This is a genomic window from Streptomyces sp. NPDC003036 (assembly GCF_040611175.1).
GTDB lineage: Bacteria > Actinomycetota > Actinomycetes > Streptomycetales > Streptomycetaceae > Streptomyces.
Genome location: NZ_JBEXNO010000009.1, coordinates 111,831 through 138,542, shown reverse-complemented (window position 1 = coordinate 138,542; position 26,712 = coordinate 111,831). Strand labels below are relative to the sequence as shown.

At 70.7% G+C, this 26,712-nt stretch carries 23 protein-coding genes; all 23 read left to right on the top strand.

Annotated elements, in window-relative coordinates:
• Window positions 1-87: 87 nt before the first annotated feature.
• Complete coding sequence (locus tag ABZX67_RS09365; protein ID WP_355356554.1) at window positions 88-486, top strand: hypothetical protein; 399 nt, start codon at window positions 88-90, stop codon at window positions 484-486.
• A 360-nt stretch (window positions 487-846) separates the two neighbouring features.
• Window positions 847-3,312: a Helicase associated domain protein gene (locus ABZX67_RS09360; RefSeq protein ID WP_355356552.1), complete on the top strand. Its 2,466-nt coding sequence runs from the start codon at window positions 847-849 to the stop codon at window positions 3,310-3,312.
• A gap of 61 nt (window positions 3,313-3,373) precedes the next feature.
• On the top strand, window positions 3,374-3,919 hold the full coding sequence (locus ABZX67_RS09355) for a hypothetical protein (protein WP_355356550.1): 546 nt from the start codon (window positions 3,374-3,376) through the stop codon (window positions 3,917-3,919).
• A 542-nt stretch (window positions 3,920-4,461) separates the two neighbouring features.
• Window positions 4,462-5,748, top strand: a complete 1,287-nt coding sequence (locus ABZX67_RS09350; RefSeq protein WP_355356548.1) for a ParA family protein — start codon at window positions 4,462-4,464, stop codon at window positions 5,746-5,748.
• Between the two features lie 104 nt (window positions 5,749-5,852).
• The gene (locus ABZX67_RS09345; RefSeq protein WP_355356546.1) at window positions 5,853-6,773 is read left to right on the top strand and encodes a ParB/RepB/Spo0J family partition protein; all 921 of its coding nucleotides are present in this window, start codon (window positions 5,853-5,855) and stop codon (window positions 6,771-6,773) included.
• Window positions 6,774-7,062: 289 nt separating this feature from the next.
• Entirely contained in the window at window positions 7,063-8,574 is a 1,512-nt protein-coding gene (locus ABZX67_RS09340) for a DUF2637 domain-containing protein (RefSeq protein WP_355356672.1), read from the top strand.
• Between the two features lie 497 nt (window positions 8,575-9,071).
• Window positions 9,072-9,983 carry a hypothetical protein gene (locus tag ABZX67_RS09335; RefSeq protein ID WP_355356544.1) on the top strand — a complete coding sequence of 304 codons (912 nt, stop codon included), beginning with the start codon at window positions 9,072-9,074 and terminating at the stop codon, window positions 9,981-9,983.
• Window positions 9,980-10,303, top strand: a complete 324-nt coding sequence (locus ABZX67_RS09330; protein WP_355356542.1) for a hypothetical protein — start codon at window positions 9,980-9,982, stop codon at window positions 10,301-10,303. The genes ABZX67_RS09335 and ABZX67_RS09330 overlap by 4 nt, the downstream gene beginning before the upstream one ends.
• Entirely contained in the window at window positions 10,300-11,451 is a 1,152-nt protein-coding gene (locus ABZX67_RS09325) for a conjugal transfer protein (protein WP_355356540.1), read from the top strand. Before ABZX67_RS09330 ends, ABZX67_RS09325 begins: the two co-directional genes overlap by 4 nt.
• Entirely contained in the window at window positions 11,448-11,819 is a 372-nt protein-coding gene (locus ABZX67_RS09320; protein WP_355356538.1) for a hypothetical protein, read from the top strand. The genes ABZX67_RS09325 and ABZX67_RS09320 overlap by 4 nt, the downstream gene beginning before the upstream one ends.
• A gap of 100 nt (window positions 11,820-11,919) precedes the next feature.
• Window positions 11,920-12,216 carry a hypothetical protein gene (locus ABZX67_RS09315; RefSeq protein ID WP_355356536.1) on the top strand — a complete coding sequence of 99 codons (297 nt, stop codon included), beginning with the start codon at window positions 11,920-11,922 and terminating at the stop codon, window positions 12,214-12,216.
• On the top strand, window positions 12,213-12,827 hold the full coding sequence (locus tag ABZX67_RS09310; protein WP_355356534.1) for a hypothetical protein: 615 nt from the start codon (window positions 12,213-12,215) through the stop codon (window positions 12,825-12,827). The genes ABZX67_RS09315 and ABZX67_RS09310 overlap by 4 nt, the downstream gene beginning before the upstream one ends.
• 1 nt (window position 12,828) lies before the next feature.
• A complete protein-coding gene (locus ABZX67_RS09305) occupies window positions 12,829-15,372 on the top strand; it encodes an ATP-binding protein (RefSeq protein ID WP_355356532.1) in 2,544 nt (847 codons plus the stop codon).
• Window positions 15,369-17,714, top strand: coding sequence for a hypothetical protein (locus tag ABZX67_RS09300; protein WP_355356530.1), 2,346 nt, complete (start codon window positions 15,369-15,371; stop codon window positions 17,712-17,714). Before ABZX67_RS09305 ends, ABZX67_RS09300 begins: the two co-directional genes overlap by 4 nt.
• Window positions 17,711-18,865 carry a C40 family peptidase gene (locus tag ABZX67_RS09295; protein ID WP_355356528.1) on the top strand — a complete coding sequence of 385 codons (1,155 nt, stop codon included), beginning with the start codon at window positions 17,711-17,713 and terminating at the stop codon, window positions 18,863-18,865. The genes ABZX67_RS09300 and ABZX67_RS09295 overlap by 4 nt, the downstream gene beginning before the upstream one ends.
• Window positions 18,866-18,996: 131 nt before the next feature.
• Window positions 18,997-19,347, top strand: coding sequence for a hypothetical protein (locus ABZX67_RS09290; RefSeq protein ID WP_355356526.1), 351 nt, complete (start codon window positions 18,997-18,999; stop codon window positions 19,345-19,347).
• 710 nt (window positions 19,348-20,057) lie between these two features.
• Entirely contained in the window at window positions 20,058-20,597 is a 540-nt protein-coding gene (locus ABZX67_RS09285) for a hypothetical protein (RefSeq protein ID WP_355356524.1), read from the top strand.
• Between the two features lie 227 nt (window positions 20,598-20,824).
• The gene (locus tag ABZX67_RS09280) at window positions 20,825-21,289 is read left to right on the top strand and encodes a hypothetical protein (protein ID WP_355356522.1); all 465 of its coding nucleotides are present in this window, start codon (window positions 20,825-20,827) and stop codon (window positions 21,287-21,289) included.
• Window positions 21,286-23,460 (top strand): ATP/GTP-binding protein, encoded by a 2,175-nt coding sequence (locus tag ABZX67_RS09275; protein WP_355356520.1) that lies wholly within the window; start codon window positions 21,286-21,288, stop codon window positions 23,458-23,460. The genes ABZX67_RS09280 and ABZX67_RS09275 overlap by 4 nt, the downstream gene beginning before the upstream one ends.
• Window positions 23,461-23,476: 16 nt before the next feature.
• Window positions 23,477-24,421 carry a replication-relaxation family protein gene (locus ABZX67_RS09270; RefSeq protein WP_355356518.1) on the top strand — a complete coding sequence of 315 codons (945 nt, stop codon included), beginning with the start codon at window positions 23,477-23,479 and terminating at the stop codon, window positions 24,419-24,421.
• Between the two features lie 637 nt (window positions 24,422-25,058).
• On the top strand, window positions 25,059-25,328 hold the full coding sequence (locus tag ABZX67_RS09265) for a hypothetical protein (protein WP_355356516.1): 270 nt from the start codon (window positions 25,059-25,061) through the stop codon (window positions 25,326-25,328).
• Window positions 25,304-25,627, top strand: a complete 324-nt coding sequence (locus ABZX67_RS09260; RefSeq protein WP_355356514.1) for a hypothetical protein — start codon at window positions 25,304-25,306, stop codon at window positions 25,625-25,627. The genes ABZX67_RS09265 and ABZX67_RS09260 overlap by 25 nt, the downstream gene beginning before the upstream one ends.
• Before the next feature lie 55 nt (window positions 25,628-25,682).
• Window positions 25,683-26,432, top strand: coding sequence for a hypothetical protein (locus tag ABZX67_RS09255; protein WP_355356512.1), 750 nt, complete (start codon window positions 25,683-25,685; stop codon window positions 26,430-26,432).
• The last annotated feature ends 280 nt before the right edge of the window (window positions 26,433-26,712 follow it).

The following is a 26,712-nucleotide window of genomic DNA, read 5'->3' as shown; positions in this document are numbered from 1 at the left end:
TGTGCGGCACCCCAAGAGGGGGCAGCCCACCGGTGAGCGGCAACAACTCCACCCTCCACATGCGAACCCACAGGAGCCATCGACCTCATGACCAGCCCCCCCTCCCCCGAAGTCGCCTACGCCCCGGCGCCGCCCCTGCGCCTGGAAGCAGACGAACTGATGCGGCTGCGGCGCTCGATCCCCGCGCGCGAGTGGCTGCTGCGGTACGCCGCCCTCGGTGACCGGCAGACCTTGAACGCCCACCCCTACGATGGGAAGGCGCAGACCGGAGCCCTGCGGCCGATCCAGAGGCTCATCGACTACGACATCGAGCACGGCACCAGCATCGGGCCGATCGCCCCCGATGACGCCCAGTGGGCCGCCTTCCCCCGCGGATACATCCGGCAGGAGTACCTGGCCTGGCAAGAGGAGCAGGACGCCGACATTGCACAAATGCTGGCCCGTCGTGGTTCGGACGGAGATCTGCACGAGGACGGACCGCTCTGACGAGAGCTTTACGCCGTAAAGACGGGCGGCGTGCCGCTGTCGCCTTGGCGCCAGACCACGGCGGCCGGCCCAGCCCGTCCAGTGTTCCTGACCGGCCGACCACTCACCAGGCCAGCGCCCCGGTGCCGACCACACGCCTTCGCCCATGCCGCGCTGGCACGAGCGGCCCCTCCCGTGCCGCGGCTCGTCCACGACGGATTCTCCGGCATGCGCACCGTCGGCGGCCACGACCGCTGAGCCGGCCGCCACTCCCCCGCCCAGCTGTATGAGAAACCCTGGGGTGAGCTGGACGGCAACGGTCCCTACCTGGAAGCCTCATCCAACGCGCAGAGAGTGGGACACACAAAGATGCTGAAGCCCTTGAGGGAGCACCAGGCGGAGGCGGTCGTCGCCACGGTGCGCGAGCTCGAGCTGCCGGCGGGCACGCCGCTGCCACCGGCAGGCCTGCGGACCCAAGTCATCATGGCCACCGGCAGCGGCAAGACGCTGGTCGCCGTGCACACCGCCGAAGAACTCAACGCCGACCGCGTCCTGGTCCTGGTCCCCTCGCTCGACCTTCTGGAGCAGACCGCCCGAGCCTGGCGCGACGGAGGCCGGCCCGGACCGTTCTTCGGTGTCTCCTCCCTCAAGTCGGAGGAGGTCGGATTCCCCAACACCACCGACGCCGACGAGCTGGTCAAGCTCACTCGCGCGGGCCGCGTCACCGTGTTCGCGACCTATGCCTCCCTCGGCCTGGGGTTGCTGGAGAAGGCCCACACGGCGGGCCTGCCGCTGTGGAACCTGATCATCGTGGACGAGGCGCACCGGGTTTCCGGCCGGATCGGCAAGCCCTGGGCCGTCGTTCACGACAACACCCGCATCCCCGCCGAACGGCGCCTCTATATGACCGCCACACCGCGCGTGTGGCAGGCCGGAGAGGCCGATGACGACGCGCCCGGCGGCCGCCGCGGCCCGGGTGAGCTGGTCGCTTCGATGCTGGACGACCCCGAGGGTTTGTTCGGCCGGGTCGCGTTTCACCTCTCGCTGGAAGAGGCGATCGAGCGGGGCATCGTCGCCCCGTACCAGGTCCTGGTCGTCGATGTGCAGGACCCGGCACTGAATTCGGCACTGCGTACCGCCGGCGACGGCAGCGAAGAGGTACGCGGCAAGCGGCTGGGCGCGCTGCAGACTGCGACGCTGAAGGTGACAGCGAAGGAAGACCTTCGCCGCGTGCTCTCCTTCCACCAGCGCGTCGCCGAGGCCGAGGCCTTCGCCCTAGGCCTGCCCAGCAAGGCCGGCGAACTGCATGCCGAGGCCCCCGACCTGTACCCGGCCGAGACCGAGGTGTGGGCGGAGTGGCTGCACGGCGAGCACAAGCCCGCACACCGGCGGAGCGTACTCGGACAGTTCGCCGCCGAGACGACCGACGACAGCACCGAGATCAGGCTGCGGCTGATCGCCAGCGTGAAGGTCCTCGGAGAGGGCGTCGACACCCGCGAATGCGACGCCGTCATCTTTTGCGACGTCCGCGGCTCGATGCCCGACCTGGTCCAGGCCGTCGGCCGTGCGCTGCGCATGCACCCCGGCGAAGGGAAGATCGCCACCCTCGTCGTCCCCGCCTTCCTCGCCCCCGGCGAGACGCCGGACGCCATGCTCACCTCCCCCGCATACAACGGTCTTACCAAGCTGCTCGCCGCTCTGCGCGCCCACGACGCCCGCATCGAAAAGCTCACCGACCCGGGCAACTCCCGCACCCGCCTCCCCAAGCCCCGCGACGAGACCCCCCACGTCGACGAGAACGTGAACCAGGCCGCCGACCGCGACGGGACCCCGGCCGCCAGCCGCCCAGCCAAGGACCTGCTGCGGTTCTCCGCGCCGCGCGACGCACGCCAGCTGGCCGCGTTCATCGAGCTGCGCGTGCTCAACCCCGAGCGGGTGCACTGGCGACGCGGCATCCAAGCCGCACAGCGCTACGCCGCCGAGCACCAGGACCTGCGCGTGCCCTACGGCTACCGCACCCCCGCCAACTGGTCCCCGGCCGAATTCCCCCTGGGTGTGTGGCTCGCCGACTGCCGCCGGCACTACAACGTCGACCGCCTGGACACCGACCGCGCAGCCCAGCTCCAGGCCCTCGGCATGGTGTGGTCACACTTCGACGCCAGCTTCGAACAGGGCCTGGCCGCAGCCGCGGCCTGGGCCGACGAGCACGAAGTGGGCCTCGCCGCACCCGTGGACGCCGTCGTCGGCGAGTACCCGGTAGGGCGCTGGCTGAAGAACCAGCGTGCAGCCGCGCGCCGGGCCGCCGAGCTCGAACGCTGCCGCGCCGAGGGCCTGCCCGAGCCGCAGGGCGGCACGGCCCCCCTGTCCGCCGAGCGGCGCCAGGCACTGGAGGACATCGACCCCGGCTGGTGTCCGGCGTGGAGCATCGACTGGCAACGCGCGTTCCGGCTCGCCTGGCTGCACATCAAGGCCGGCGGCACTCTGCCCGACAAGGCCGGTGTGGCCATCGCGGACGGAGAAGACCTGGGCAAGTGGGCCGCCGCGCAGCGCGCCGGATTCACCAAGCTGACCGCGACCCAGCAATGGATGCTCACCAGCATGCTGCACATCACCGCCGCGCCGGCCAAGCGCACCCGGGCCGAGATGTGGGCCCAGAACCTGGCCGCCGCCCGGCAGTACCACCAGCGCGAGGGGAACCTGGAAGTCCCCCGCAGCCACACCGAGTACATCAACGGCGAGTCTGTACGGCTGGGTGCCTGGATCAGTCAGCAGCGTGTGAAGGGCAACAAACTGGCGCCCGAGCGGGTGAGGGAACTGTCGGCCCTCGGGATGCGGTGGTCACGCTGAACGCCCCGGACGACACCGGCTTGTACGCCGACTATGACGACGACTGGGACGGAGACCGCTGGTGAACCACTACTGGACGATCGTGCAGCAGCGCGCTGCCGAGTACACCCTCGCCCAGTCCCGGCCCGGTGCCTCTCTGACGGCCGGCCTGCCGGTCCTGGCCGCGCACGCCGCGGACTTCTCGCCCTTCCACACCCTTCACGTCGCCCAGTTCTGCCTGGCTGTCATCGTCTTCGAGGACTGCCCGGCCCACCTGCGCACCCCCGCCGGCGTCCCGGATCTGGACTGCCTGGTCCCGGCGGACGCCGACGTCTTCACCGTCCTCGCCGCCGCCGAGGAACAGCGGGCGCTGTTCGGCGGGCGGCTCGACGAGGAGCTGGGGCACGTCGAGGACCAGGTGGCCGCCACCGGCCGGGCCCGGGAGACCGTCCGGCGGGTGCTGGAGCAGGTGCCGTACGGCGCCGCGGGCCGGGAGCGGATGCTCGGGATCATCTACGAACTCCGAGAGGAGCCGCGGGTCATCGCCGCGGTCCTGGCGCTCACCGCTGCTGCGCTGCGCGAAGTGGCTGTCCAGCAAGGCCCGGCCGACGCATCGGCCCGGCAGTGAGATCGAACGCGCTCTGGGCCCGTACTACGCGCGCCACGGGTTCACCGTGCTCAACTCAGGTGAGACCACAGATGTGGGATTCGTCCTGACAGGGCGTCCGATCGGTCTGGGCGCCGGACCGGGTGAGCAGCTCTTCTTCCGTTGGAAGTGACCGACGGCCCAGCACTGCTACGCAGCTGTTCAGGGACGCAGCGGGGCGTCCGGCTTCACTTACCGTGCGGTTATCGCTTGTTCGCTCGTCGACGGCTCTGGGCGGTCACATCGCACGCGGCCGCGGTGGTCTCGGAAGTTGCCCGGCGATCCTCCCGATGTCGGCCGTGCCGCCCTCCCTAGGTCCGGGCACTGGTGATGCCCGGCTCAGGCATGTGAGGTGCCCATACTTCCCAAGTCACCAGAAAGGTGACCCTCAGAACAGGGGCTCACGCGGCCGATCTCGCGACGGCCGGTGTGAAGGGGTGGAGGCAGCTGTCGCAGGCCCTCAGGGGGGCGTACAGCGGCGCGCCAACTTCCCCAAACCTCGTTGAGGTAAGTAAGCTCGCCTCATGTTGCCCTCAGATGATCAAGGGGATAGGCAGAAGGTTACCTTCAAGCTGCCAGCTTCCCTGAAAGCCAATCTCAAGATCCGCGCGGCAGAACTCCGCGTGGACATCCAAGACGCTGTGGCCGATGCGATGAGCGAGTGGAAGGCCGCTCCGCACGGGGTGGTTCCCCAGGTCGACACGGCGGGAGCACCGCCGTTCGCGACCTGGCTCACGGAAGCGAGCACCTCGCAGTTCAAGGCGGAGTGCAGCAAGAGAGGAATTCCGTACGTTCAGGGGCTCGCTCAGGCAGTGACCCTCTGGCTGACCACACACCCCTCCCCCCGCCACCAGCCGCTCGAGCGCACCACGCGCCGCCTCATCGTCTGCAACCAGAAAGGGGGTGTGGGGAAGACCGCGGTCACGGCCGGCCTGGGAGCTGCCTTTGCTGAGGATGCCGAACTCGCCCGTCTCGCTGGCGGGGCATTTCCTGGCGACGCCGAACTTGCCCGGCTTGCAGCCCTCCTGACTGAGCAAGAACCCGAGGCCGGAGCGCCCGCGCCCGTCGAGGCAGATGATGCATACGAGGCCCCGCAGCTGCGGGTACTGCTGGTGGACTACGACCCGCAGGGCCACCTGAGCAAGCAGCTTGGCGTCAAGCAGCTCCCCGCGAACGGTCCCAGCCTTGCGAAGTTCATGTCTCGGCAGGTCACCGGCGACATCCATGACCTCGTTGTCCCCGTGGACGACGAGCGATTCGGCGGTCGCCTGGATCTCTTGCCTTCCTGTCAGGACGCCTTTCTGCTGGACGTCATGATCTCGGCTGCCCGTAACCGGCAAGCCACCCTCGAGCATGCCCTCGAACCCCTTGAGGCGCACTACGACGTCATCATCATCGACTGCCCGCCGAGCCTGGGCATGGCGATGGATGCCGCGATCTATTACGGCCGGGAGCGGGACGGCGAGCGGGAAGGAGAGTCCGGGATCATCATCGTGGTGCAGGCAGAGGACTCGTCAGCCGACGCCTACACCATGCTCGTAGAGCAAATCGACGACGGCATGATCGACTGGCGGATCACGACCACCTACCTCGGACTCGTGGTCAATCTCTACGACGCCCGCGACGGACACGTCGTCACCAGCTCGCTCAACGAGTGGTACGCCCTCGAAGAACCCCGCGTCATAGGAGTCATCCCTCGACGCAAGGAGCAGCGGGAAGCCGCGCGTGCACGCCGGCCGCTCCTCGCCTATGACCCGGCCTGCGCCCAGTCACGCGTCATGCGCCAGATCGTCAAGGAGATCACCTCTTGAGTCCCGACCGTCGAAAGACTGCGGCCGAACGCACCGGACCCAGCGCTGCATTCGGCTCCGCCCGAGCACCTCGTAGCACGCGCGGACAGATCATCGACTCTGTAGTGGGCGCTCCCCCGGCTTCCGTTTCGCCTGACCTCGTCGCCGAGAACCCGGAGAACCCGCGCCGGGAGTTCGATGAGGAGTATCTGGACAGCCTGGCTCGGAATATGCGGGAAGTCGGGCAGATCCAGACGGCTACCGTCATGACTCGCCTGGCGTTCCTGGTTGCGCACCCTGAGCACCAGGACGCAGTTCCCGCTGACCACGAGTACGTCGTCATCGACGGCCACTGCCGACTCAGGGCAGCGCGCAAGGCTGGCATCGACCTGCGGATCACAGTTGACGACTCGTCGGCAGGAACCCGAGAAGACCTTCTCGCGGCAGCCCTCAGCGCAAACCACTTCCGCAAGGACCTGACCCCGATCGAGGAAGCCGAGGCCATCGAAGCGCTGGTGGCATTCCACGGCAGCGCTGCCGCAGTCGTAACGGTGCTGGGCGGGGCGGTCAACGACTCATGGATCTCCACCCGGCGTGCGCTCCTCAAACTGCCCGAGCCGATCCAGGAGCGCGTCGCAGCTAGAGAGGTGCCCATCGCGATCGCGCGTAAGGCGGGCACACTCCCCCGTGAGGAGCAGACGGCCTTCGTCGAAGCCAAGATGGCGGAGCGCGAAGCTGAACAGGCCCGGAAGCCGAAGCCCGTAAGGGGCCGCGCCGCCGCTGCCGCCAAAAAGGATCAGCCTCAGCGCTCCCCGGCTGCAGCGGTTCCCATGGAAACGTTGCCCCCACTTGAGAGGGGACCGAGCTCTGCAGCGCCAACGGCGCAGCAGAGCGTTCCCGAACCTCGCGTCGAGTCGCCGGCCCCTGACAGGCCTGATGCCCCGGTCGATTGGGCGAACCCCGATGCCGTCATCGCTTTCATCTTGGAGCGCTGTCCAGCCGACGCAGTACAGAAGATTGCCCGAGGCCTCCTCGACACCCTCTGAAGGCCACGCAGTTTTTACCGCGTAAAAGTCTGCCCGCAGTGCGGTCAGCATCAGGCGGCCGAACCCTGACTTTTACGCGGTAAAACTCGCCCCCAGTCGAGGCGCAACGCCATGGCTCCTGAGCACCGGCCCCATCAAGGTGCTCCTGCTGCCACGCCGCCTACCCGATCCACCCCACCCAGTGATCACTATTCGCTGACGATCCGCGACGTACTTCGTCGAACGAGTAACACGGGTGACCCATCGTGAGAGTGTGAACAAGTTGATGCAGATGCAGGAGGGGCGGAGGATGACCAAGGGAAAGTCACCAGTCCTGCTCACGCGAACGCACCGGATCCTCATCGGAGTCGTCGTCGCTGGCGCGGTCATCATCGCCGCAATCGGGTTTGCAGGCTCGTACGCGGCCGTCCGCGAGCTCGCCGTCCAGAAGGGCTTCGGCGACTTCTCCCTCGTCTTCCCCATCGGCATCGACGCCGGCATCTGCGTCCTGCTGGCACTCGACCTTCTGCTTACTTGGCTGCGCATCCCGTTTCCGCTGCTGCGGCAGACGGCCTGGCTGCTGACTGCGGCCACGATCGCGTTCAACGGCGCCGCCGCGTGGCCGGACCCGCTGGGTGTCGGCATGCACGCCGTCATCCCCGTGCTGTTCGTGGTGGCGGTCGAAGCCGCCCGCCATGCGGTCGGCCGGATCGCCGACATCACCGCCGACAAGCACATGGAAGGCGTCCGGCTCACCCGCTGGCTGCTCTCCCCTCTGCCGACCTTCCTGCTCTGGCGCCGGATGAAGCTGTGGGAGATCCGCTCCTACGAACAAGCGGTGAAGCTAGAGCAGCACCGCCTGGTCTACGAGGCCCAGCTGGAGGCGCGGTACGGACGCCGCTGGCGCCGCAAGGCGCCGGTGGAGTCCCTGATGCCGCTGCGTCTCGCCCGGTACGGTGTGCCGCTCGCCCAGACCGCGCCGCACCTCCTGAAGGAGGCCGGCCTGGACCTGAGCACCGCCGGGACGGTGGAGCGCGCCGACGCGGCGGCAGCCGAACCGGTAGCCGGTGAGCGCCGGCGAGCACTTGAAGACGGTCAGGTCGAAGTCGCCGGGCCTGAAGGCCGCACGCCCGACACTGGCCGGCCGGAGGCTGGACCGTCGGCCACGCCACGGGAACTCCTCGATGGCCGCCCAGCCATCGAAAAGGTGGTGACCGATGACCAGCCCGCAGTGGCCGAGGCACCCGACAACACGGAGACCGGTGCGGCCGGTCAGACCGGCGTCTCTCCCGGCCCGGTGCAGGCCGCTGACCGCCCGGCCGTCAGTGCGCCGCACCCCTTCTTCGAGCCGTCCACCCCGGTGACCCACACCGGGCCGACCGTGCCGGTGGATGCCGAGCGGTCCGTCCGTCAGCCGCTGCCGGTGCCGACAGCTTCCGTGGTCGGCGAGCTCGGGGCCGACGGGGGAGTGCCGCAGCAGACATCCCGGGGCGTGCCCGCGGCCCGGACCGCAGAGCATGCCGCCGGCGGGCACGCCGTGTGGGAGTCCACCGTCACCGACACCGGAGCGGCGACCGCGCGGCTGCCCGAGCAGCAGGCCGACGAGCCTGACCTGGACCCCGTTCAGCAACAGATTGTGACCGTCGCTGGGTGGCTTGCCGAGGCCGAGGAGGCTGGGCAGAAGCTCTCGGGCGCCGAGGTAGCCCGCCGCCTGGGGGCGTCCCCGAAGACAGGACAGCGGCGCGTGATTGCCGCGTCCGAGTATCTGGCCGAGCAGCGACGGCAGCAGGGGCGTGCGCACCTGCGGTCCGTGCGGACCTGACCGAACGCCCCGGAGCGCGGTGGCCGATGACCGGGTCCCGGTTGTCGGCCACCGCCATGTTCGGTGAGCCCCCGTGACGGTCTAGGGCGGTTGACTGCCCTGACCGATGACCGATGACCGATGACCGATGGCCGATGTCCCCGTGGCCGATCCGGCCGGGCCCGTGACCGATGACCGGTTCCGCCCTCGTCGGCCATCGGTCATGACCATTCCGCCGGCCGTCGGCCACGACGTCGCCGTGGCCGGTCCACGCCTTCCGCCCGCTGCTCCCGTTCCCGCAGGGGCAGTCTTGCCCACCTCCTCGGCAGGCTTGCCCGCAGTTGCAGGGCCCGGTCATTGAGGCTTGCCCAACCACCCGGCAGGCTTGCCCAATCGGTCACCGGAGGCTTGCCCCGTATCCGGGCAAGCCTGTCACCTGCTCTTTTAGGGGGTTGGGCAAGCCTTCGGGCAAGCCGGTGTGAGGAGAGTTCGGCACGAGATCCGAGAGGAGACGTGCCGTGCTCGACGTACCACGCCCCGCCCACACCGCCGGCGGGATCTTCTACCGCCTGGACGCGGAGTGGGCGGCGCTGTGCGCCGACGCTGATGTCCAGGCCGCCGTGGCCGACTGGCTGGTGACCGATCGGCTGGCCGATGCCGTCGCCGCCGAGACCGACGGGGTGACCGATTCCTGGCTGCGCACCCTCGGCCCAGCCCACCTGCTTGCCGCGCTCCGGCCCGGTGACGGTCACCTGAGCGACGAGCTGACCGACACGGTGCTGCGTGCCCTGCTGCGACGCGCAGCTGGCCGTGACCGATCGGCCATCCTGGCCGCCCGCGTCGTCGTCCAGGCGATGCTGCCGGCCGCCGTCCGCTTGACTCGCGGCCAGGTCCGCTCCTTCGGTGGCCGCTCCTTCGACGACATCGGCCATACGACGGTGGCCGCTCTCTTCGAGGTAGCGCGCTCCGGCCGTATCCACACGCGGCCCGGCCGGCCCGCCGCGAACCTGACCCTGGACACGCTGCGTTACGTCTGCGCCGAGCTCGCCGCAGACCGCGAGGTCTGTGGCGATGACCTGGCCGTCGCCGAGAACCTGCCCGACCGCACTCCGGGCCCGGACGAGGCGGCAGCGGCAGGAGCGATCCGCACCGCTGCCGTGGCCGCCGGCCTCGCCCCCGCCGGTCCGCTCGGCGAGGCCGAGGCGACCAGCGCCCGGTTGGAGCTGCTCGAGCTGGTGCTGGACGCGATGGACGCTGGCGCCCTCTCACCCGTGGACGGCCGCGCCATCGCCTGGCACTACACGTCCGCCATCCCGGACGCCGAGGCCGCAGCCCGCGTCGGCACCACCGCGGGTGCCTGGCAGCGGCGCCGCTCGCGCGCTGTGGCCCGCCTGACAACAGTCGCCCTCCAGCTGAGGTGCGCCGCATGACCCCGGCTCTCCCCCCGGCCATCGTCCGCTCGCTGCTCGAGAAGGAGATCTCCATGTCCCAGACGACCAAGGCGCCCCTGGACGCCGACGAGGAGCGCGTCACCCGCGCCCATCGACTGCTCATCCAGCTGGGCGCCGCCCTGGTCTGCCAGCCCTTCGACACCCGCACCCACGACCGCCTGCGGGCCTTCCTCACCGACGACGCCGCCGACGTCCTCGCCTCCCTGCACGTGCTGCAGCAACGCCCCGAGGCCGAACTGCGCCGCCGCGTCGCCGAACTGGCCGGCCACAGCCTCCTGCCCATCGGCGGTGCGGCATGAAAAGCGTATGGACCCGCCGCCCTCCCCAGGAAGATGCCGCCCGCCGCGACCAGGGCGACTCGCTGGACTGGGACATCGACGAGGGCCCGCAGGACGTGGCCGGCTGGTCGACGGGCGCCCAGGCGAACCTGTCCGTCGCGATCCGCTGGGCGGCCTGGGGGCTGCTCATCCTCGGGCCTCTGCTGGGAACGGCCGCGTACCTGTCGGCACCGGCGCAAGCCGGCCCGTCCCAGAAGAGGCCGGCCGCCACCGCCCCGGCCGCGACCGGAGCGCAGGGCGCGGCCGGCTTCGCTCAGCTCTTCGCCGCCGCCTTCATCGAGGCGGGGGAGGACGACCAGGCGAAGCTCGCCGCCTACTACCCGGACGCCACCGGGCTGCGGCTGGAAGGCGACTCGGGCCGTCGGCGCGTCGAGCAGCTGACCGTCGTGCGACTGCGGCAGACCGCCCCCGGCGTCTGGGCAGTCACGGTGGCCGCACGCATCACCGACACCAAGGCCTCGGCCAGGCCGCCCCACCAGGAGGACAAGGACGACACCAAGACGGCGTCCGCCGTGCGGTACTTCCAGGTGCCGGTCGCCACCGCCCCCACGGCCAGCGGCGCGAACGGCTACACCGCCCTCGCCATGCCGGCCGAAGTCGCGGCCCCGGAACAGATCAGGGCACCGGCCCTCATCTACGGGCCGATGCGGCCAGCCCTGCCGACCGATCCGCGCACGCAAGCCGTCACCGAGTTCCTCAGCGCCTACCTCACCGGCTCAGGCGAGCTTGACCGCTACCTCGCTCCCGGCACGAAGCTCAGCGCGATCGCTCCCGCTCCGTACACCGGGGTCGCCGTCGACACCCTCGCCATCGAGGGCGAGAAGGGAACCGAGCCGGTGACGACGGTGCCCGGCGACGGCACCACGCTCCGGCTGCTGGTCGCGGCGCGCGCCACCGGCCACGACGAGGTCCGCGTCCCGCTCACCTACGCCCTCACGCTCAAGGCCCGGGCCGGCCGGTGGGAGATCGCCAGCCTCGACGGCGCCCCCACCCCCGCTGCCGGGGCTCCGGCAACGCCTGCCGTCCCCGGTGGCGGCGCACCGCCCGCACCCGCCCCCGCCACCACCCAGCCCGCCGACCGAACCGCCACCCAGGGGAGCCAGCCGTGAGCCACACCTTCGCCCGCCCCCTGGCCCAGCGCGTGACAGGCGCCCTTGCCTGGTCCGCCGTCTGGGCCGCCGCCCTCGGCACCCTGCTCCTGGCCTTCACCGGCGTGCCGGACACCTGGTGGCCCGACACCGGACACGCCTTCGCCGCCAGCCACCCCTCCCGCGCGCAGGCCCCGTCGCGCGCCGAGGGGAGCGACGCCTGCGGCCTGATCGCGGGCGCCGCCCGCGACTACTGCCTGAGCGGCACACCGGCAGCCCAGCCTGCGACGGGTGACCACGCCGGGATCACTCCGGGACGGGCGCTGCTGCTCGTGCCGGTGGCAGTCGGCATCACGGTGGCCGTGCGCCTGCGCAGGCCGTCCCGATGACCGCTGCCGCCCAAGTCGGCGGCCGTTACGGCGTCATCAACGCCGACATGCCCGCGCTGCGGTCGCCCTTCAACCCCACGCTCTGACAAGGAGAAGACCTGTGCACGACACCGTTACCTTCGCGGCCGGCTGGATCCAGACCGGCACCGGTCTCGGCAACGACATCAAGGACCTGATCTTCAACGTCGGAATTCCCGCCCTGTGCGGCCTCTTCGTTCTCGTCATCGGCTTCAAGACGAAAGCCCCCGGGCCGACCATCATGGCCGTCATCCTCGCGGCGATCGTATGGGGCGGCGCCGCGAACATGGACGCCCTCAAGGACAAGACGGCTGAGGACATCACCCAGTACGACGGCGGAGGCGGCGGCCAGCTCACCGTGCCGGGGGGCGACCAGTGACCACGCACGTGATCGACGCCGCCGAGGCCGATGGCGAGCTGATCGGCCGCTGCTACACCAAGGCGCGCCGCGCCCCGCTGGTCCATGGGGTCATCCGTGACGTCAACGGCGGCCGCGGGATCCGCCTCCCGGGCGGCCCGTACACGCTCACCCAGCTCGCCGCGATCGTGGCGACGTTCGTAGTGCTGATCCTCACCCGCGGGGTGTGGGGCGGACATGGGCTGATGGACGCAGGTCTGCTGATCTGCCTGCCGTTCGCGGCCGCCTTCATGCTGCGGCACCTGCACATCGACGGACGCAACCCGGCCGCCGCGCTGCTGAGTGTCATGACGATGCTGACCGGCCCCAGGTGGGGCCGTATGCATGGCCGGCCCTTTCGCCCGGCCCGCCCGGCACGCGGCGATGTCCGCATCACCCTTGCCGCCCCCTCGGGCGAGCACCCCGCCCCTGCCGCCACCGAGGTGCGGCCGGTGCTCGCCGCCGACGGCCCTGCTGTCCGGCCTGCCCTGCCGGCCGTACCCGCTACCGATGCCGCTGCTGGCGCCCCCGTGGCGTCCGGAGTGCAGGCCCTGCTGGCCCGCCGCGCCGCATCCGCCGAGAAGGAGGAGTGAGATGCGCCTGCCGATCCGGCACGTCGCCAACAACCTGATCTTCACCACCCACGGCACCACCTGGGCGATTTGGCGCGTTGCCGCCGCCAACTACTCCCACGCGCCGGCGACGGCGAAGAAGCGCCGACTTAAGGCGCTCGAGTCGCTGTTCAAGTCGCTGACAGGCGAGCCGATGCTGCTGTCGCTGTGCCCGCAGGTCGACCCCATTGCCGTCGTACGCGCGATGGTGGCCGACGTCGACCTGAAGCGCTCACCGCGCTACGAGCGGCTCGGCCACGCGGTCCTGGACCAACTCGAGACCATGGAGCTGACCGGCCGTACCGACTGGCTCGCCGTCCCACTGCCCCCGACCTCCCGCAAGGACGCCGCCCTTGCCGCGTTCTCCGCAGCCAAAGCCGAAGTCGCGCTGCAGCTCGGGCTGATGCCCGCCCCCATCACCGCCGACGAGATCAAGCGGCGCACCGAACAGGCGGCGCGGATGCACGCGGCGTGGCCCACGGGTGTGGCGATGCGCCCGGCGACCGAGGCGGAGATCCTGTGGATCTACGGGCACAGCGCCCGGCGCGGCCTGGCCGAGCCATTTCTCCCCGACGGCACCGAGCCGGCCGTACGCGGCCGCGGCCGCACCGTCGCCGCGCTGGGGGAGGTCCTGCTCGCCGAGGGCGGCGCCGACTTCTACGGCCGCCGGTCACTGCCGGGCAACCCGTTCGAGCGGCGCTTCGTGCAGGTCTCCTCCGAATGGGGCGACTCCTACCAGGCGCTGCTCGCCCTGTCTGAGATGCCGGAGGCCTTCGCCCTGCCGGGAGCTGCCTATCTGCAGCAGCTGGACGATCTGGCCTACCCGGTCGACTGGACCGCCCGCCTGGTCATTACCCCCGGCGCCAAGGCCGAGGCCAAGACCCGCAAGCGCGCCCGCCATCTGAAGGCACAGGCCGCGGAGTACCAGGGCGACCCGGCCGGCCCGCCGGCCGCGCTGGCGAAGAACGAAGCCGACAACGACGAGTTCCGCGACCGGCTCACCGCTTCGGCCCGCGAGGTCGAGATCCGCGCCATGGTGACCCTCGCCGTCTGGGGCACCACTGCCGACGACGCCCAGAACCGTGCGGCGGCACTCGCCTCCGATTTCGGTGCCACCGACTACACCTTCAGCCGGCCGGTGGGGGAGCAGACCGCGCTGTGGCACGCCATGCTCCCCGGCTGCCGCACCCCCCGAGTGCTGACCGGCTACGCGCAGTACCTGCTCGCCCGGGACTTCGCGATGGCCATGCCGTGGTGCGGATCCCAGCTCGGCGACGAGCGCGGCGGCCTGCTCGGCCTGCAGCTCGCCTCCGGCGGTGCCCGACCGGTCATGGTCGACCCGGCCCGCGGGCCCCGTGAGAACGCGTCCGCGTCGATGGCGTTCATCGGCGAGCTCGGCGCGGGGAAGTCGGTGGGCCTGAAGTCGGCCGTCTATAACGTCCTGGCCCGCGGCCACCAGCCCGGTAAGCCCGGCTCGCGCGGCCGCGCGGTCATCGTCGACCGTACGAAGGAAGAGGAATGGGCAAGGTTCGCCCAGGCCTGCCCCGGCACCACCCAGGTCATCCGCATCGACCAGAGCGCCGAAGTTTCCCTCGACCCGTTGCGCCTGTACGTCGGCGACAGCCCCAAGGTCGCGGCCCGCTTCTGCGAGTCCTTCCTGACCCTGCTGCTCGGCGTGAAGCCGATGGACCTGGAAGGCGTCGCCCTCTCCGAGGCTGTCCAGGCCGTCCTGGAGCGCCCCGAGCCGTCCATGCGCGCGCTGGTGGACGAGCTCACCCGCCGCGGTGAGCACGACGTGCCGGCCCGCAACCTGGCCCGCAAGCTCAAGGCCGTCGCCCGCAAGGACCTCGCCGCGGTCGTCTTCGATGACACCCTGCCCATCGTCGACACCGCCCGCGCAGACTCCGTGGTCTTCCTGGTCAACGCTCTTGCCCTGCCGAAGAAGAGCGAGCTCGCCTCCGACCACCGCATCGAACGCCTGGAGTTCGAGAAGGTTCTGGGACGGGCGCTGATGTACCTGATCGCCGCCGTAGCGCGCGAGACGGTCATGCGGCACAAGAACGAGTTCGGCGTAGCCGTCTTCGACGAGTGCTGGTGGCTCACCTCCAGCGACGAGGGTTTGGAGCTGCTGCTGGAGCTCATGCGCGATGGCCGTAAGCACAACGCGGCCGCGTACGTCGGATCCCACGACCCGGACGACATCGGGCCAGCCTACTCGGAGAAGGGCGCCATCATCCGCGGCCTGATCCCGCACCGGCTCCTGTTCCGCCAGACCACCCGCTCCCTGGCCTCCCGGGGGCTGGAGTTCCTCGGCGTGGATGCCACCGACGCCGAGCTGCTGGACCTGGTCACCTCCGGCCTGTCCCCGCTGGACCTGCCCGAGGAGGAAAAGCTCGCCCGCGCTGGTGAGTGCCTCTACCGCGATCTGGCCGGCCGGATCGGCCTGATGAAGGTCCTGATCCCACTGGACCCGGCCGTCATGCGCGTCATCCACACCACGCCCAGCGACTACCGGGCAGCGGCATGACCGCGATCCTCAACTGGCGGACACAGCTACGGCACCTGGGCCCCGCACGGCTGCGGCTGGCGCTGCTCCTCGCGGCGATCGCCGCTACCACCCTCACCTTGCTGACCTCCCTGCCCGCGCACGCGGAGCCCAGCCCAGCCCCCAGCCCGCCGGCCGCTCCGGGACAGCGCACGCCCACGCCGGAGGAGATGGAGGAGATCGAGCAGCTACTCAAGGAGCAGGGTGAGCGGCTGAACAAGTCCGCCCAGGCAGCGATGCTCGAAGCGGAGAAGGAGCGGCTGCGCAAGCTGCTGCCAGACGAGGGCGGCGTCCTCGGCGTGTTCAACGTGACGGACGCCAACGGGCTGCCGATCAGCGTCTACACCGTCAAGTCCGACACCGGGGGCCTGCTCGACTGGGACCTGGGCATCCAGAACCTGCTCACCGAACTGTGCTTCACGATCACGAAGTGGCTGATCGCGTTCTGCTGCTGGCTCATTGCCTGGTCGCTGTCCTTTGGTCTGGCCAAACTGCTGCTCGTCCCCGTGCTGTCGGTCGCCAACTCCCTGCACACCCGGGTCATCCTGGAGATGGGTCTGCCCACGCTGTTCCTTGCCGTGTGCGCCCTGATCTGTGTCGCGCGGATTTTCTTCGGCGACAAGGCCCGCGGCTGGGGCGATGCCGCCCTCTCACTCCTCCTGGCCGCGCTCACCGTCACACTCCTCACCTCCCCGCCGCAGACGTTGCTGGGGGAGGAGACCGGCGCCATCGCTGTCACCCGCGGCCTGGCCCTGGAGGTCGCCGACGTCATCCTGGACGCCAACCCGGCCACCCCGGAGCAGAACGACGGCGTCACCACCCCGGCCACCGGCAGCAGCCTGTCCCGCCCGCTCACCGACGCACTCACCGACGCGTTCATCGTCAAGCCCGCCATGCTCCTGCAGTACGGCCGCGTCTTCGAAGGCGAATGCGCCGCCGCCTACGCCGACGCACGGCTCGACCAGCTCGTCTTCGACCGCGCTGTCCACGCCCGCACCGACCAGCTGAAGAAGTACAGCCGGTATGCCGACTGGCTCACCCTCGGCCCGGACGGCAGCCGCTCCACCGTGATTTCCAGCGGCCTGAACTGGACTGTGGACTACGCAACGGACTGGGCACTGGATCATTTCGGGGCTCTTCCCATGGAGAGCTTCGAGAAAAAGTGTGTCCCCGGCGACGCTGCCGCAGCGAAGAAGGCCTCGTACGACAAGCTCGGCGGCGGCTTCTTCCTCCTGGTCGCAGCCCTCATCGTCACCATCCTGATCACCGCGCTCGCCGGCAGCTTCCTGGTCGCACAGTGCGGCATCGCCTGGGAGGCCGTGCGAGGAGAACCCGCCCTGATCGCAGGTACGATCCCCGGCGCCGGCCGCGCGTTTCTGTGGGACTGGGCCGCCTCCGTCCTGCACCGCCTGGGCCAGATGCTCGCCTCTGTCATCGGCCTCGCCGTACTGATCCTGATCATCCAGTCCGTCCTGGACCCGGTACAGGCCGATTGGGGCCGCGAGCTCACCTTGCGGTTCCTCGTCGTCGACATCGTGTGCATCGGCGCCATCCTGAAGCGCAAGAAGCTCGCCGCCCGCTCCAAGCAGGTCGCGGCCAACTTCCGCGCCAAGATGTCCAACGCCCGCGTCGGCGGCACCCACGGCTCCGTCTTCACGCCTCCAGCAACCGCGACGGTCCCCAAGCAGCGCCACATCGTCGGCATGGCCGCCCGCGGTCTCGTTCGCGGCACCATGGCCAGCGTCGCGGTGGCCCAGGGCAACCCGCTCGCCGCCATCGGCTACGCCATGCCGCAGACCATCGGCACCACTGCCTTGATGTCTCGCCTCCAAAGCGGCGGCCGTCGAGGAGGGCCGCACCGAGCACGACCTGCCGGCCGCCCTCGCAACCAGCCGGGCCCTGGGGGGCAGCAGGGGGCCCCCGCCCCTGTGCCGCCAGCGCGGCAGGGCCAGCAGCCGAACGGCTCGCAGGGCGGCCCGCCTGCGCAGCCTGGGCAGCGACCCGTGCGGCCGCCTTCGGTCCGTTCCCCCCGCCCGGCCGGCTCACCGCCACCTTCCGGTCCCAGCACACGGACGCGCGCGCGTACCGCACCCGCCGGGACTTCGACCGCGCCTCCGGCAGGCGGCAGTCAGCCCACGGCCGCGCAGCCCGGCCGCTCCCGCCGGCACATCCAGGCCCAGCGAGCCATACAGCGCCGCAGCCAGCGCGCGGCCACACCGCCCAGCCGCGCCTCCCGCGGAGCGGGTGGTTTCGAGGCCTGGCTTTCGGATCGTGAACAGCGGGAGCTGGCTCGTCGGCGCAGGCCTCCGCGGAGTTCCTCGTGACGAAGAAGGGCAAGAAGTGGCTGGTCGGCGGCGTGAGCTTGCTCGTGCTGGTGATCGTCCTCATCGGGGCGATTGCCGCGCACGTCGCTGCCCTCGGCCAGAGCGAAGCCGAGGCCGCGTCCGTCCGGGCGCAGTGCACCCCGGGTGGCGACGCCGGCATGGACGTGGACACAGCACAGGTCGCCCAGCAGGTCAAAGCGGCGCTGGCCAGCAGCACCGGCGATGTGAAAGTGTCCGGACTGCCCACACCGAAGGAGCAGATACCGAACGCCAAGGTGATCGTGGCGACGGGCGTGCAGATGCGGATCCCGGCCCGCGGGCAGGTCATCGCGCTCGCCACCGCGCTGCAGGAGTCCGGTCTGCGCAACCTTCCCCACGGCGACCGCGACAGCATCGGGCTGTTCCAGCAGCGGCCCTCCCAAGGGTGGGGCACCCGCGAGCAGATCCTGGACCCCGTCTACGCGTCCACGAAGTTCTACAAGGCGCTGACGTCGGTGAAGGACTGGGAGCACATGCCGCTCACGGTCGCTGCGCAGAAGGTGCAGAAGTCCGGCTACCCCGACGCCTACGCCAAGCACGAGCCGCTGGCCACCGCGCTGCAGCAGGCCATCGCACCGACGCTGGGCGGCGCGGCCGCAGGCCCTGCAGGCACCCCGCCGTTCACCGGCGGCTTCGCCATCGGCTGTGTCACCGAGGCCGGAACCGACTACGGCGACATCCCCGCCGGCACCCTGCCCCAGGGCTACCAGATCCCCCTGACCGCCCCCGAACCTGCCCGCAACGCCATCCGCTGGGCCCTCGGCCAGCTCGGCACGCCGTACCAGTGGGGCGGTACCTGCACCAACCCCCACGGCCCCAACCCCCGCGACCGGTGCGACTGCTCCTCCCTGATGCAGCGCGCGTACGGCGTCGCCGGCATCGAAATCACACGGACCACCTACACCCAGATCAACGACGGGCGGCCGGTACCGGCCAACGCCCTGCAGCCAGGCGACCTCGTCTTCACCGTCGGCAGTGCCTCCCGCCCGGAGCACGTCGCCATGTTCATCGGCGACGGCCTGGTCGTGCATGCACCGAGGCCGGGCCGTGTCGTGGAGGTGGCCAAGCTCTCCAACCACGGCAAGATCCTCGCTGTCCGGCGGGTCGTGTAACGGCGTCGTGGCCACGTCCGGGTGACCCCCGATGCCTTTCTCGTGCCCTCCGCCGCATCCGCACGTTGCTCCTGATGACGTGACGATCATGTGGAGGCCTTATGCGACGCTCAGCTCGTGCAACGGGGATCGTGGCGGCAGCCGTCACCATGTTGCTTGCCACCCCGACCGCTGTACACGCCGATCACAGCAAGTCGGACCGTGGAGTGCACGTGGATGTCCGCGGCTCAGGACTGCACGTGAAGTCAGCCGGCGGGTACGTTGACGGCCACACCACGCACGAGGCGCGCCTGTTCGTCATCCGACCCAACGGCAGCCGCTACAACCTGACCGGGTGGAAGGACGGCAAACTCGCAGAGGCAGGGATGACCAAGCTGACGATGTGGGATTGGAAGCTCAACAAGAGCTTCCCCCACAAGACGCGCATCTGCCTGCAGGTCGAAGGGCGTTCAGGCCGGCCCTGCGTGACGATCCAGGACTGAGGTCCGCTAACGACCGCGTCCGTCAGCCACCGTCAGCGGAACGCATGAGGGCGACGTGCACCTCATGTGCCGTCATGAGCCGTTCGACGGCCCTCGCGTCCCGCTGATCACGGCCAGATCGCTCCCTTGTCCGCGCTATGGGCCGCCCGTCACCGTCGTACCGACACCTATGTCGATCACGAGGGGGACCGTTGGCCAACCCGCCCGCACCTGCACCCCGCCCCATCACGCTCTGGACCGGCCGCGCCCTTCTGTGGTGGGCACGCGTTCTCCAGTACACCGTCGCCGGCAAAACCCGTCGCCAAGCACATGTCGCTCGCCGGAACGCCGCCATGCGCGCCGCATACGCGCGGGGCGTTGACCGAGACGCCATCACGCAGGCCGTCGGGCTGAGCGGCGAGCAGGTCCGGAAAGCACTGCGCGGGGAGCCGACCAACGAGTAACCACCCGCCGGCAACGTGTCCCGCGGCGGGTTCACCAACCCGGTGATCGTTTCTCAGCGACCCGCTCCGCTCGTGCCCCCGGTCCTTCGCCTCTGGTCGGGGGCACAGGCGTACCGACGAGCAGACGTCGGTATTGTTCGGTCTCATCCAGCGCAGACGCTGGCTCATCGAAGGCAGCCGATTGGCGTCGTAGGTCAAGGGCCTTGCCGCCGACTGACTTCGCCGTCGGCGCACACGATGCCGGAGCCGCGGTGCACGATTCTCGGCATGGATGCCGAAACGCAGCTCACGCGCACCGCGCTCGCAGAACGCGGGTTCAAGGGATTCGTTCGGTTCGCGGCTTTGCCAGAGAGTGACGTGCCGCCGACAGACGGCGTGTACGTGGTAGTGCGCGCCGAAAGAGGGAAGCCCGGATTCCGTGCCGTCAGTCCCGCCGGGCACTTCAAGGACCGAGACCCGTCCGTGGACGTGGCAACGTTGCAGGATGCCTGGGTGGAGGGCGCCGAAGTGGTTTACGTCGGCAAGGCATCGGCAGGCGGCAACGGGCGGCGGGGCTTGCGCAAACGGTTGGACGAGTTCCGCCGGTTCGGAGCGGGCGAGGCCGTCGGACACTGGGGCGGCCGGTACGTGTGGCAACTCGCGGACGCGGACGCCCTCCTAGTGGCCTGGCGGGAGACCCCGAACCTGGACCCCGCCACCTTCGAGGCAGCCCTTATCGCGGAATTCATCGCCGTCCACGACGCCCGTCCGTTCGGGAACCGCAACCGAGGCCGGCGTCTCGGCCCCGCCGCACAGGAACGAGGCTGAAGCCCGAGCGGCTCGGTTCGCAAAGACAACGACTCGATTGCTTGAGACCGGACAGGTACGGCCAGAGGGTTGCGCCCAAATGTAAAGGGATTGCAAAACCTGGCGGTTGATGTCTGAATCGGCTGTGCGGCCTGACTTGGTCCAGGTGAAGGGAGTTCTCCCCACACCTATCAGGAGGCCACCGTGCAGGACACCCCCGCGCTCCAGACAGCCACCCGGCGGGCGGCATGAACATCCCCGACCTGTCGGGGGCCGACATCCTCACCGATGCCGGCACCTGGGCCACCGCCGCCGCCCCCTACCTGGCGGCCGCCTCCCCGGCCGCTCTGGCCCTGTGGATTTGGTGGGCCCTGCGGCGTGCCCGGCTCGTACGCGCCGCCCTCGCCGACAGGGTCACCGTGGAAGTCGTTCCCACCTCCACATTCGACCCGAGCGAGGGTGAGGTCGGCCGCTGGGCGCGCCAGCTGGGCCGCATCCACCACTCCGCCGACGGTGTCCCCGCCCGCGGCTCGGCAGCGCGGCTGCGCTACAGCGCCGAGGGCGGCACGATGCGCTGCTACCTCGAGGGCCCGGCCACCGGCGCCGCCGTCCTGGCCATGCCGGGGTTCGCCGAGGTGGAAGTGCGCGCTCACCGCGCCCAGAAGGACATCCAGCCGGTCCGCTTCTCCGCGCCGCGCGAGGGGGCGAAATGACCGCCACCATCGACCTCGCCAAACCCACCGGGATCCCGCGGCCGCCGGCCCGCCGCTACGTGCAGCGCGTCGAGCTGACCCTGGCCCTGCCCGACCGCAAGCCGCTGGCCTCCCTCAGTCTCACCCCCGACCCGCTCCAGCAGCTCGCCGCCGCGATGGCCTCGGTACGCACCGAGGCCAGTGAGCGCGCCGACGTCGTCCTGGACCTGGTCCCCGTCCGTGAACGGCAGCTCGCCCGGCGCCGCCGCCGGCTGCTCGCGCAATCCAGGCGCCGCGGGCCCTCCGCCTACGGCGAGCGCCTGACCGGAACGCTCGGCGGGGGAGGGGCGTGGGGTTCGTTCGCCGCGGCCTGGTCCGGCGGCAAGACCGCCGGCGGCGACCGCGGCGAGCGGCTGCCCCGCATGACGGACCTGCGGGACGGCGTCGGGAAATTCGAGCCCTCGGCCGGCGCGGTGTTCGCCGTGCAGTTGCTGCTGCGCACCGAGGCGCCGCACCCGCAGGCCGCTCTGGCCCGCATGAACCAGCTGCTGGCCGCGTTCGCCGCGACCTCCGGCGAGAACTACCTCAAACCGCGCCAGCCCCGCACCAGCTGGCGGATCGCGCACTTTGACCGGCGCTTCGACACGGGCGAGTTCGCCCCCCGCAAGCGCCAGTGGCTGACCGTCCCGGAGCTGGCCGGTTTCCTCAAGCCGCCGACGGTGAAGTGCCGGGCCTCCAGTGTGGTGCGCTCCGGCGGCCTGGTTCCGCCAGCGCCGTCGGACCTGCCCGTCTACACCGGCCAGCCGGACCTGGTGCCGCTCGGCGCCGTCACCTACCCCGACGGCCGCGAACGCATCGGGGCCGCCCGGGTGAAGGATCTGCTCTTCGGCCTGCAACTGGGCAAGTCCGGCCACGGCAAGACCGAGGCCGCGCTGGTGCAGTGCATTGCCATGGCCCACTCCGGCTACGGCACCTGGTTCCTCGACCCGCACGGCGAAGGCTGGGTCCGGGCGAAGCCGTACCTGGCCCACCCCCACATCGCCCCCCGGGTCTGGGAGATCAACCTCGCATGCTCCGAGCCCGACCAGCTGGTCGCGTCCTGGAATCCGCTGTCCATGGAAGGCCGCCCCCTCAGCGCCGTGAAGGACGTCGTCCGATCCGTCACCGAGGGCATCGCCGCAGCCCAGGACTGGGGCGACAACGCCCCGCGCGCCCGCACCATCCTCGCCCGCGCCACCCAGGCGCTGGCCCTGCTGAACCACCAAGCCGTCCAAGCCGGCGAGCCGGGCGCCCAGTGCACCCTGTTCCAGCTGCGGAGCTGGCTGACGGACGAGGAGTGGCGTGAGCAGCTGCTGCCGCAGCTGCCGCAACGGGTGCGCGACTACTGGGAGAAGACCTTCCCGAAGCTCGCCGCGGACGCAGTGCCGACGGTCACCTACGCCATCGACCGGCTCGACACCTCCCCGGCGCTGCAGGCCTTCTTCGGCAGCCCCCGCTCGGCGTACGATATCCGCACGGCGATGGACACCAGCCGCGTCGTCTTCGTCTGCCCGTCCGGCTCCGAAGCCGACGCCCTGGTCTCCTGCCTGCTCATCCACGACCTGCACCGCGCCGGCCTCTCCCGCCAGGACACCCCGCGCCAGCAGCGCAGGACGTTCTGGGCCTGGGGCGACGAGCTCACCGCCCTGGACTCCTCCTCCAAGGGATTCCTCGCCGCGATCGCTGAGCAGCTGCGCAAGTACGAGGTGCGGTTCATCGGCATGACACAGATGGCGCTCCGCCTCTCCGCGATCACCCGGCAGTCGCTGCTGCAGAACCAATCCCTGCTCTCCACGTGCGCGGCCGACTTTGACGAGGCCGCCTTCGTCGCCCGTCGCTGGAACGGTCACGTCACCCCGGAGACCATCACCGAGCTGCCGAAGTACCACTACGTCATGTCAATCAACCTCAACGGCACCCCGACCAAGCCGTTCCGCGTGCGCGGCCTGCCGGTCGAGGAGCTGTTCGCGCACTACGACAACCCTGCCGGCGTGCCCGTCCTGGACAAGGCGATCGACTCCAACCTCCAGCGCCGACCAGTCGCCGAGATCCTCGCCAGTCTCGAGGACCTGGACGCCGTCGTGCTCGCCCACCACACCGGCCGCCGCCCCGCCCTGCCCGGCACTGGCGACCCCACCACCCTCATCGACTGAACCAGGGAGCACCGCGATGCCGTACCCGCACACCGGCCCGACCGGTCTGGGGCAGATCGCCCAGCAGGCCGCCCAGGTCCTCTACCAGCACCGCCTGGTCTCCACCCGGCAGCTGCACCGGCTCATCACCCCGCATCACACCCGCACCGAGTACCTGCGCCGCCAGCTCCACACGCTGCGCGAAGCCGGCCTCGCCGAGACTGTCGGCCGACGCGTGACGGGGCAGGTTGAACTGCTGTGGTGGCTCACCGAAAAGGGCGCGGGCGCCGTTGAATCGGTCGGCTTTCTTCCTCAACGCCCGTACCGGATGAGCCCCGAAGCCGCCCTCGGACCGCTGCAGGAGCACACCCTCGCCACCATCGACACCGGCCTGGCGTTCGTCGAGTGGGCCCGGCGCCTGGGCCACGAGTGCGGCCCACTCGACTGGTCACCCGAGACTGCCCACTACTACCGCGACGACGCCCGCCCCGGCGAAGACCTCAGCCTCGTCCCCGACGCCGTCCTCAACTACGTCCACACCGACACCGCCGCCCGCCAACGCACCCTGCTCACCTTCTTCATCGAGGTCGACCGTACCCAGATGACCATCGCCCGCCTCGCGCAGAAGCTCCACGCCTACGCCGCCTACCACACCTACACCCCGCAGCAGCCCGCTGGCCGCGGCGCCAAAGCAGGCCGTCGCACCACGACCACCCCAGCCTGGCGCTACCGCTACCCAGCCTTCCCTCGCCTGCTGATGGTCCTCACCGGCGCCTCCGACACCCGCCTGGCCCGGCGCATCGCCGACCTGCGCAGCCTCGCTGCCAACGACCCCGCCCTCACCAGCACCGGGCTGCGCGCAGGCGTCACCACACTTGGCCAGCTCCAGCACCGCGGCCCCTTCGAGCCGATCTTCACCCCGGTCCTCGGGCCGGCCGAACCCACCGACGCCTGGCTGCGCCCCGTCGGCCTCGCGGCCTGAACGGATCACGTCATGCTCGCCAGCCGTCCCGCCCCCCCCCCCAGCAGCAGCCGATGCTGGCGGCGCAAGGGCCGCAACCAGGAGGCGAGCAGCTCCTCCCGGCCGACGGCCTCATCTATGCCAGCAGCGGGCAGGGCCCGGTCGGTCTCCTCGGCGGCAGGGGCCGGGCCAAGTGCCGCGCGGGCCCGCTGGTCCAGGCCGACGGCCCGGCTGCCACGGCCACGCTGACGCCCCCTACTTCACCACCCAGGAAGAGGTCGACCACGTCCGGCGGCTGCTTAAGCGCCTGGCCCGTCGCCGCTCCCGGCTGCTGCCCGGTCTGCCTCCAGCCCCTGCCCGAGACCACCCGCCGCCCTCGGAAGTTCTCCACCACCCGATGCCGCGCACGGGCCCAGGTCCTGCGCAAACGCGGACTGATGCCCGGCGGCCCACGCCCCCTGATCCCCGGACCCCGACCACCACGCCCCGACCTCCCCGGCGACGCGTCGGCTATGAGCCTCACAGCCCGTTTCCGCAGGTAGACGGGGTGAGCTGTAAGGGTGTGAGGCTGTGACGTGGAGCTCGCGGCCGTACCGGTGTGGGTGGTTTCGCATCGAACGCCGACGCGTCTCGCAGACGGCGGCCTAGCCTGCGGGCCATGGATGACGAGCTGACCAACGATGACCATCTCCGGGCCCTGGCCGCGCTGGAGGCCGTCGTCCAGAACAACGACGGCGCCCTCGAGGCCCTGGCGGGCGGCGCTCACGAGCGCCCGCTGGCGGCCCTACTCGCCGCGTACGGGAAGCACACGCTCCACCGCATCCTGCTCGCCGCGTTCGGCATCGAGGCGACCATGACGCACGACGAGACGGCCAGCGTGTCGCGGAGCTCAACGGCGATCCCATGGCGCGCTTCGTCTTCCTCCTGACCGACTCCCTGCACCACCAGACCGCCCTCGTCGGCGACGACCTCGTCACCGCCAAACGAATCGGCGGATCCCTCCTGCTCGCGATCCACGCCTTCACCAACGCGGACAACCAGGACGCCCTGGCCCTGCTGCGGGCCCTGCGCCGCCAGGTCCTCCAAGCCGACTGCGCCGCCCGCCCACGCCCTGGCCGGGCCCGCCAGCCCGGAGGACGATGGAGTCGTGGGCGAGCACGAGGAACCAGGAGCACGGCGTCGAACCGGCGCGGCCGCCGCTCACCGTGGCCCGCGCCCGGGAGATGACGGCCGGGCTGCGCGAGGCGATGGATGACGTTGGGCGGACGACGTCCGGCGCTCCGTGGAGGTGCTCGCCGCCCGGGGCCGTGAAGTACACGCCGCCCGCGTCTGGCTTCCCCTCGGACACCCAAGCTGGGAGTCGTACTGCCCGACGGAGTGCATCAGCCGCGCGCTGGCGTACCGGCTCCGCGACGTCGCCCGCGCCCTGGCCGCGATCCACGGCGCCGTCGCCGTCGGCACCGAGACGTCTCGCACGCGAGACACCGGCCCGGCCGCCGCTGCCACGCCCGACTACAGCCTGTCCCAGCGCGCCCTGATCGCCGTCTCCAGCCGCAGCGACGACGTCGCGGAGCTGATCACCCGCCGGCTCGCCGCGCTCGCCCACAACGGCCTCCAGGCCCTCGACGCGGCCACGGTGCGCGCGGTGCTCCGCCAGGCCGTCCCCAACGTCTGCCCCGCCCCGCCGCCGCCACCCGCCGATCGCAGACGGCCCCGACCCTCGCCGCCCTGCGCGCCGTCGCCGAAACCTCGCCGCCAGCGCCCACTTGGTCGGCGAGCTGATGCGGCCCCGGCGTACCTATCCGGCACGGCGGCCGCCGACGTCCTCGCCACGCTGTGTATCGCGATCGGCGAGACCCGCGACCGGCGGGCTCGCCGCCCGCCGCTACGCGACGTCCGCGACTGCCGCGCCCACGGAAGTCCTGTGACAGGGAAGTTGCAGCCAACAATGGCCTCCTCAGGCTCGGCGAGGCCGTCCTGGCCCGCGGTGAGCGCCTGGTGCTGGGCGAGGATCTGCTCGAGCACGTCGTAGAACGTGCCAGCCCGGGGACTGCGCGGGCTGCCTTAAGGTCTCCCGCTCTGACCGCGAAGGGCACGCCATGCTCTTCGGTCGCTCCAAGAGCTCCGCAGCCGCGTCACCAAACGTGGGCTGCGATGAACTCGGCCGCGAGAACGAGTCCGCCCGCAGGAGTACCAGCTGACTGCTCGCCTCCCGGACTGGAGTACCAGACCAATCACCGGGGCAGCTGCGAGACCTGCTCCTGCAGTCTCGTCGGCGTGAACGTACGGCAGGCAGTGAGGTTGAGTCGCTT

Excerpts from the sequence above, each read along its gene's own strand:
- ABZX67_RS09330 (WP_355356542.1), top strand. The coding sequence starts at position 9,980 with ATGACCCCGGCTCTCCCCCCGGCCATCGTCCGCTCGCTGCTCGAGAAG.
- ABZX67_RS09280 (WP_355356522.1), top strand. The coding sequence starts at position 20,825 with ATGAACATCCCCGACCTGTCGGGGGCCGACATCCTCACCGATGCCGGC.
- ABZX67_RS09260 (WP_355356514.1), top strand. The coding sequence starts at position 25,304 with ATGGCGCGCTTCGTCTTCCTCCTGACCGACTCCCTGCACCACCAGACC.
- ABZX67_RS09365 (WP_355356554.1), top strand. The coding sequence starts at position 88 with ATGACCAGCCCCCCCTCCCCCGAAGTCGCCTACGCCCCGGCGCCGCCC.
- ABZX67_RS09350 (WP_355356548.1), top strand. The coding sequence starts at position 4,462 with ATGTTGCCCTCAGATGATCAAGGGGATAGGCAGAAGGTTACCTTCAAG.
- ABZX67_RS09340 (WP_355356672.1), top strand. The coding sequence starts at position 7,063 with ATGACCAAGGGAAAGTCACCAGTCCTGCTCACGCGAACGCACCGGATC.
- ABZX67_RS09265 (WP_355356516.1), top strand. The coding sequence starts at position 25,059 with ATGGATGACGAGCTGACCAACGATGACCATCTCCGGGCCCTGGCCGCG.
- ABZX67_RS09285 (WP_355356524.1), top strand. The coding sequence starts at position 20,058 with ATGGATGCCGAAACGCAGCTCACGCGCACCGCGCTCGCAGAACGCGGG.
- ABZX67_RS09270 (WP_355356518.1), top strand. The coding sequence starts at position 23,477 with ATGCCGTACCCGCACACCGGCCCGACCGGTCTGGGGCAGATCGCCCAG.
- ABZX67_RS09275 (WP_355356520.1), top strand. The coding sequence starts at position 21,286 with ATGACCGCCACCATCGACCTCGCCAAACCCACCGGGATCCCGCGGCCG.
- ABZX67_RS09325 (WP_355356540.1), top strand. The coding sequence starts at position 10,300 with ATGAAAAGCGTATGGACCCGCCGCCCTCCCCAGGAAGATGCCGCCCGC.
- ABZX67_RS09305 (WP_355356532.1), top strand. The coding sequence starts at position 12,829 with ATGCGCCTGCCGATCCGGCACGTCGCCAACAACCTGATCTTCACCACC.
- ABZX67_RS09300 (WP_355356530.1), top strand. The coding sequence starts at position 15,369 with ATGACCGCGATCCTCAACTGGCGGACACAGCTACGGCACCTGGGCCCC.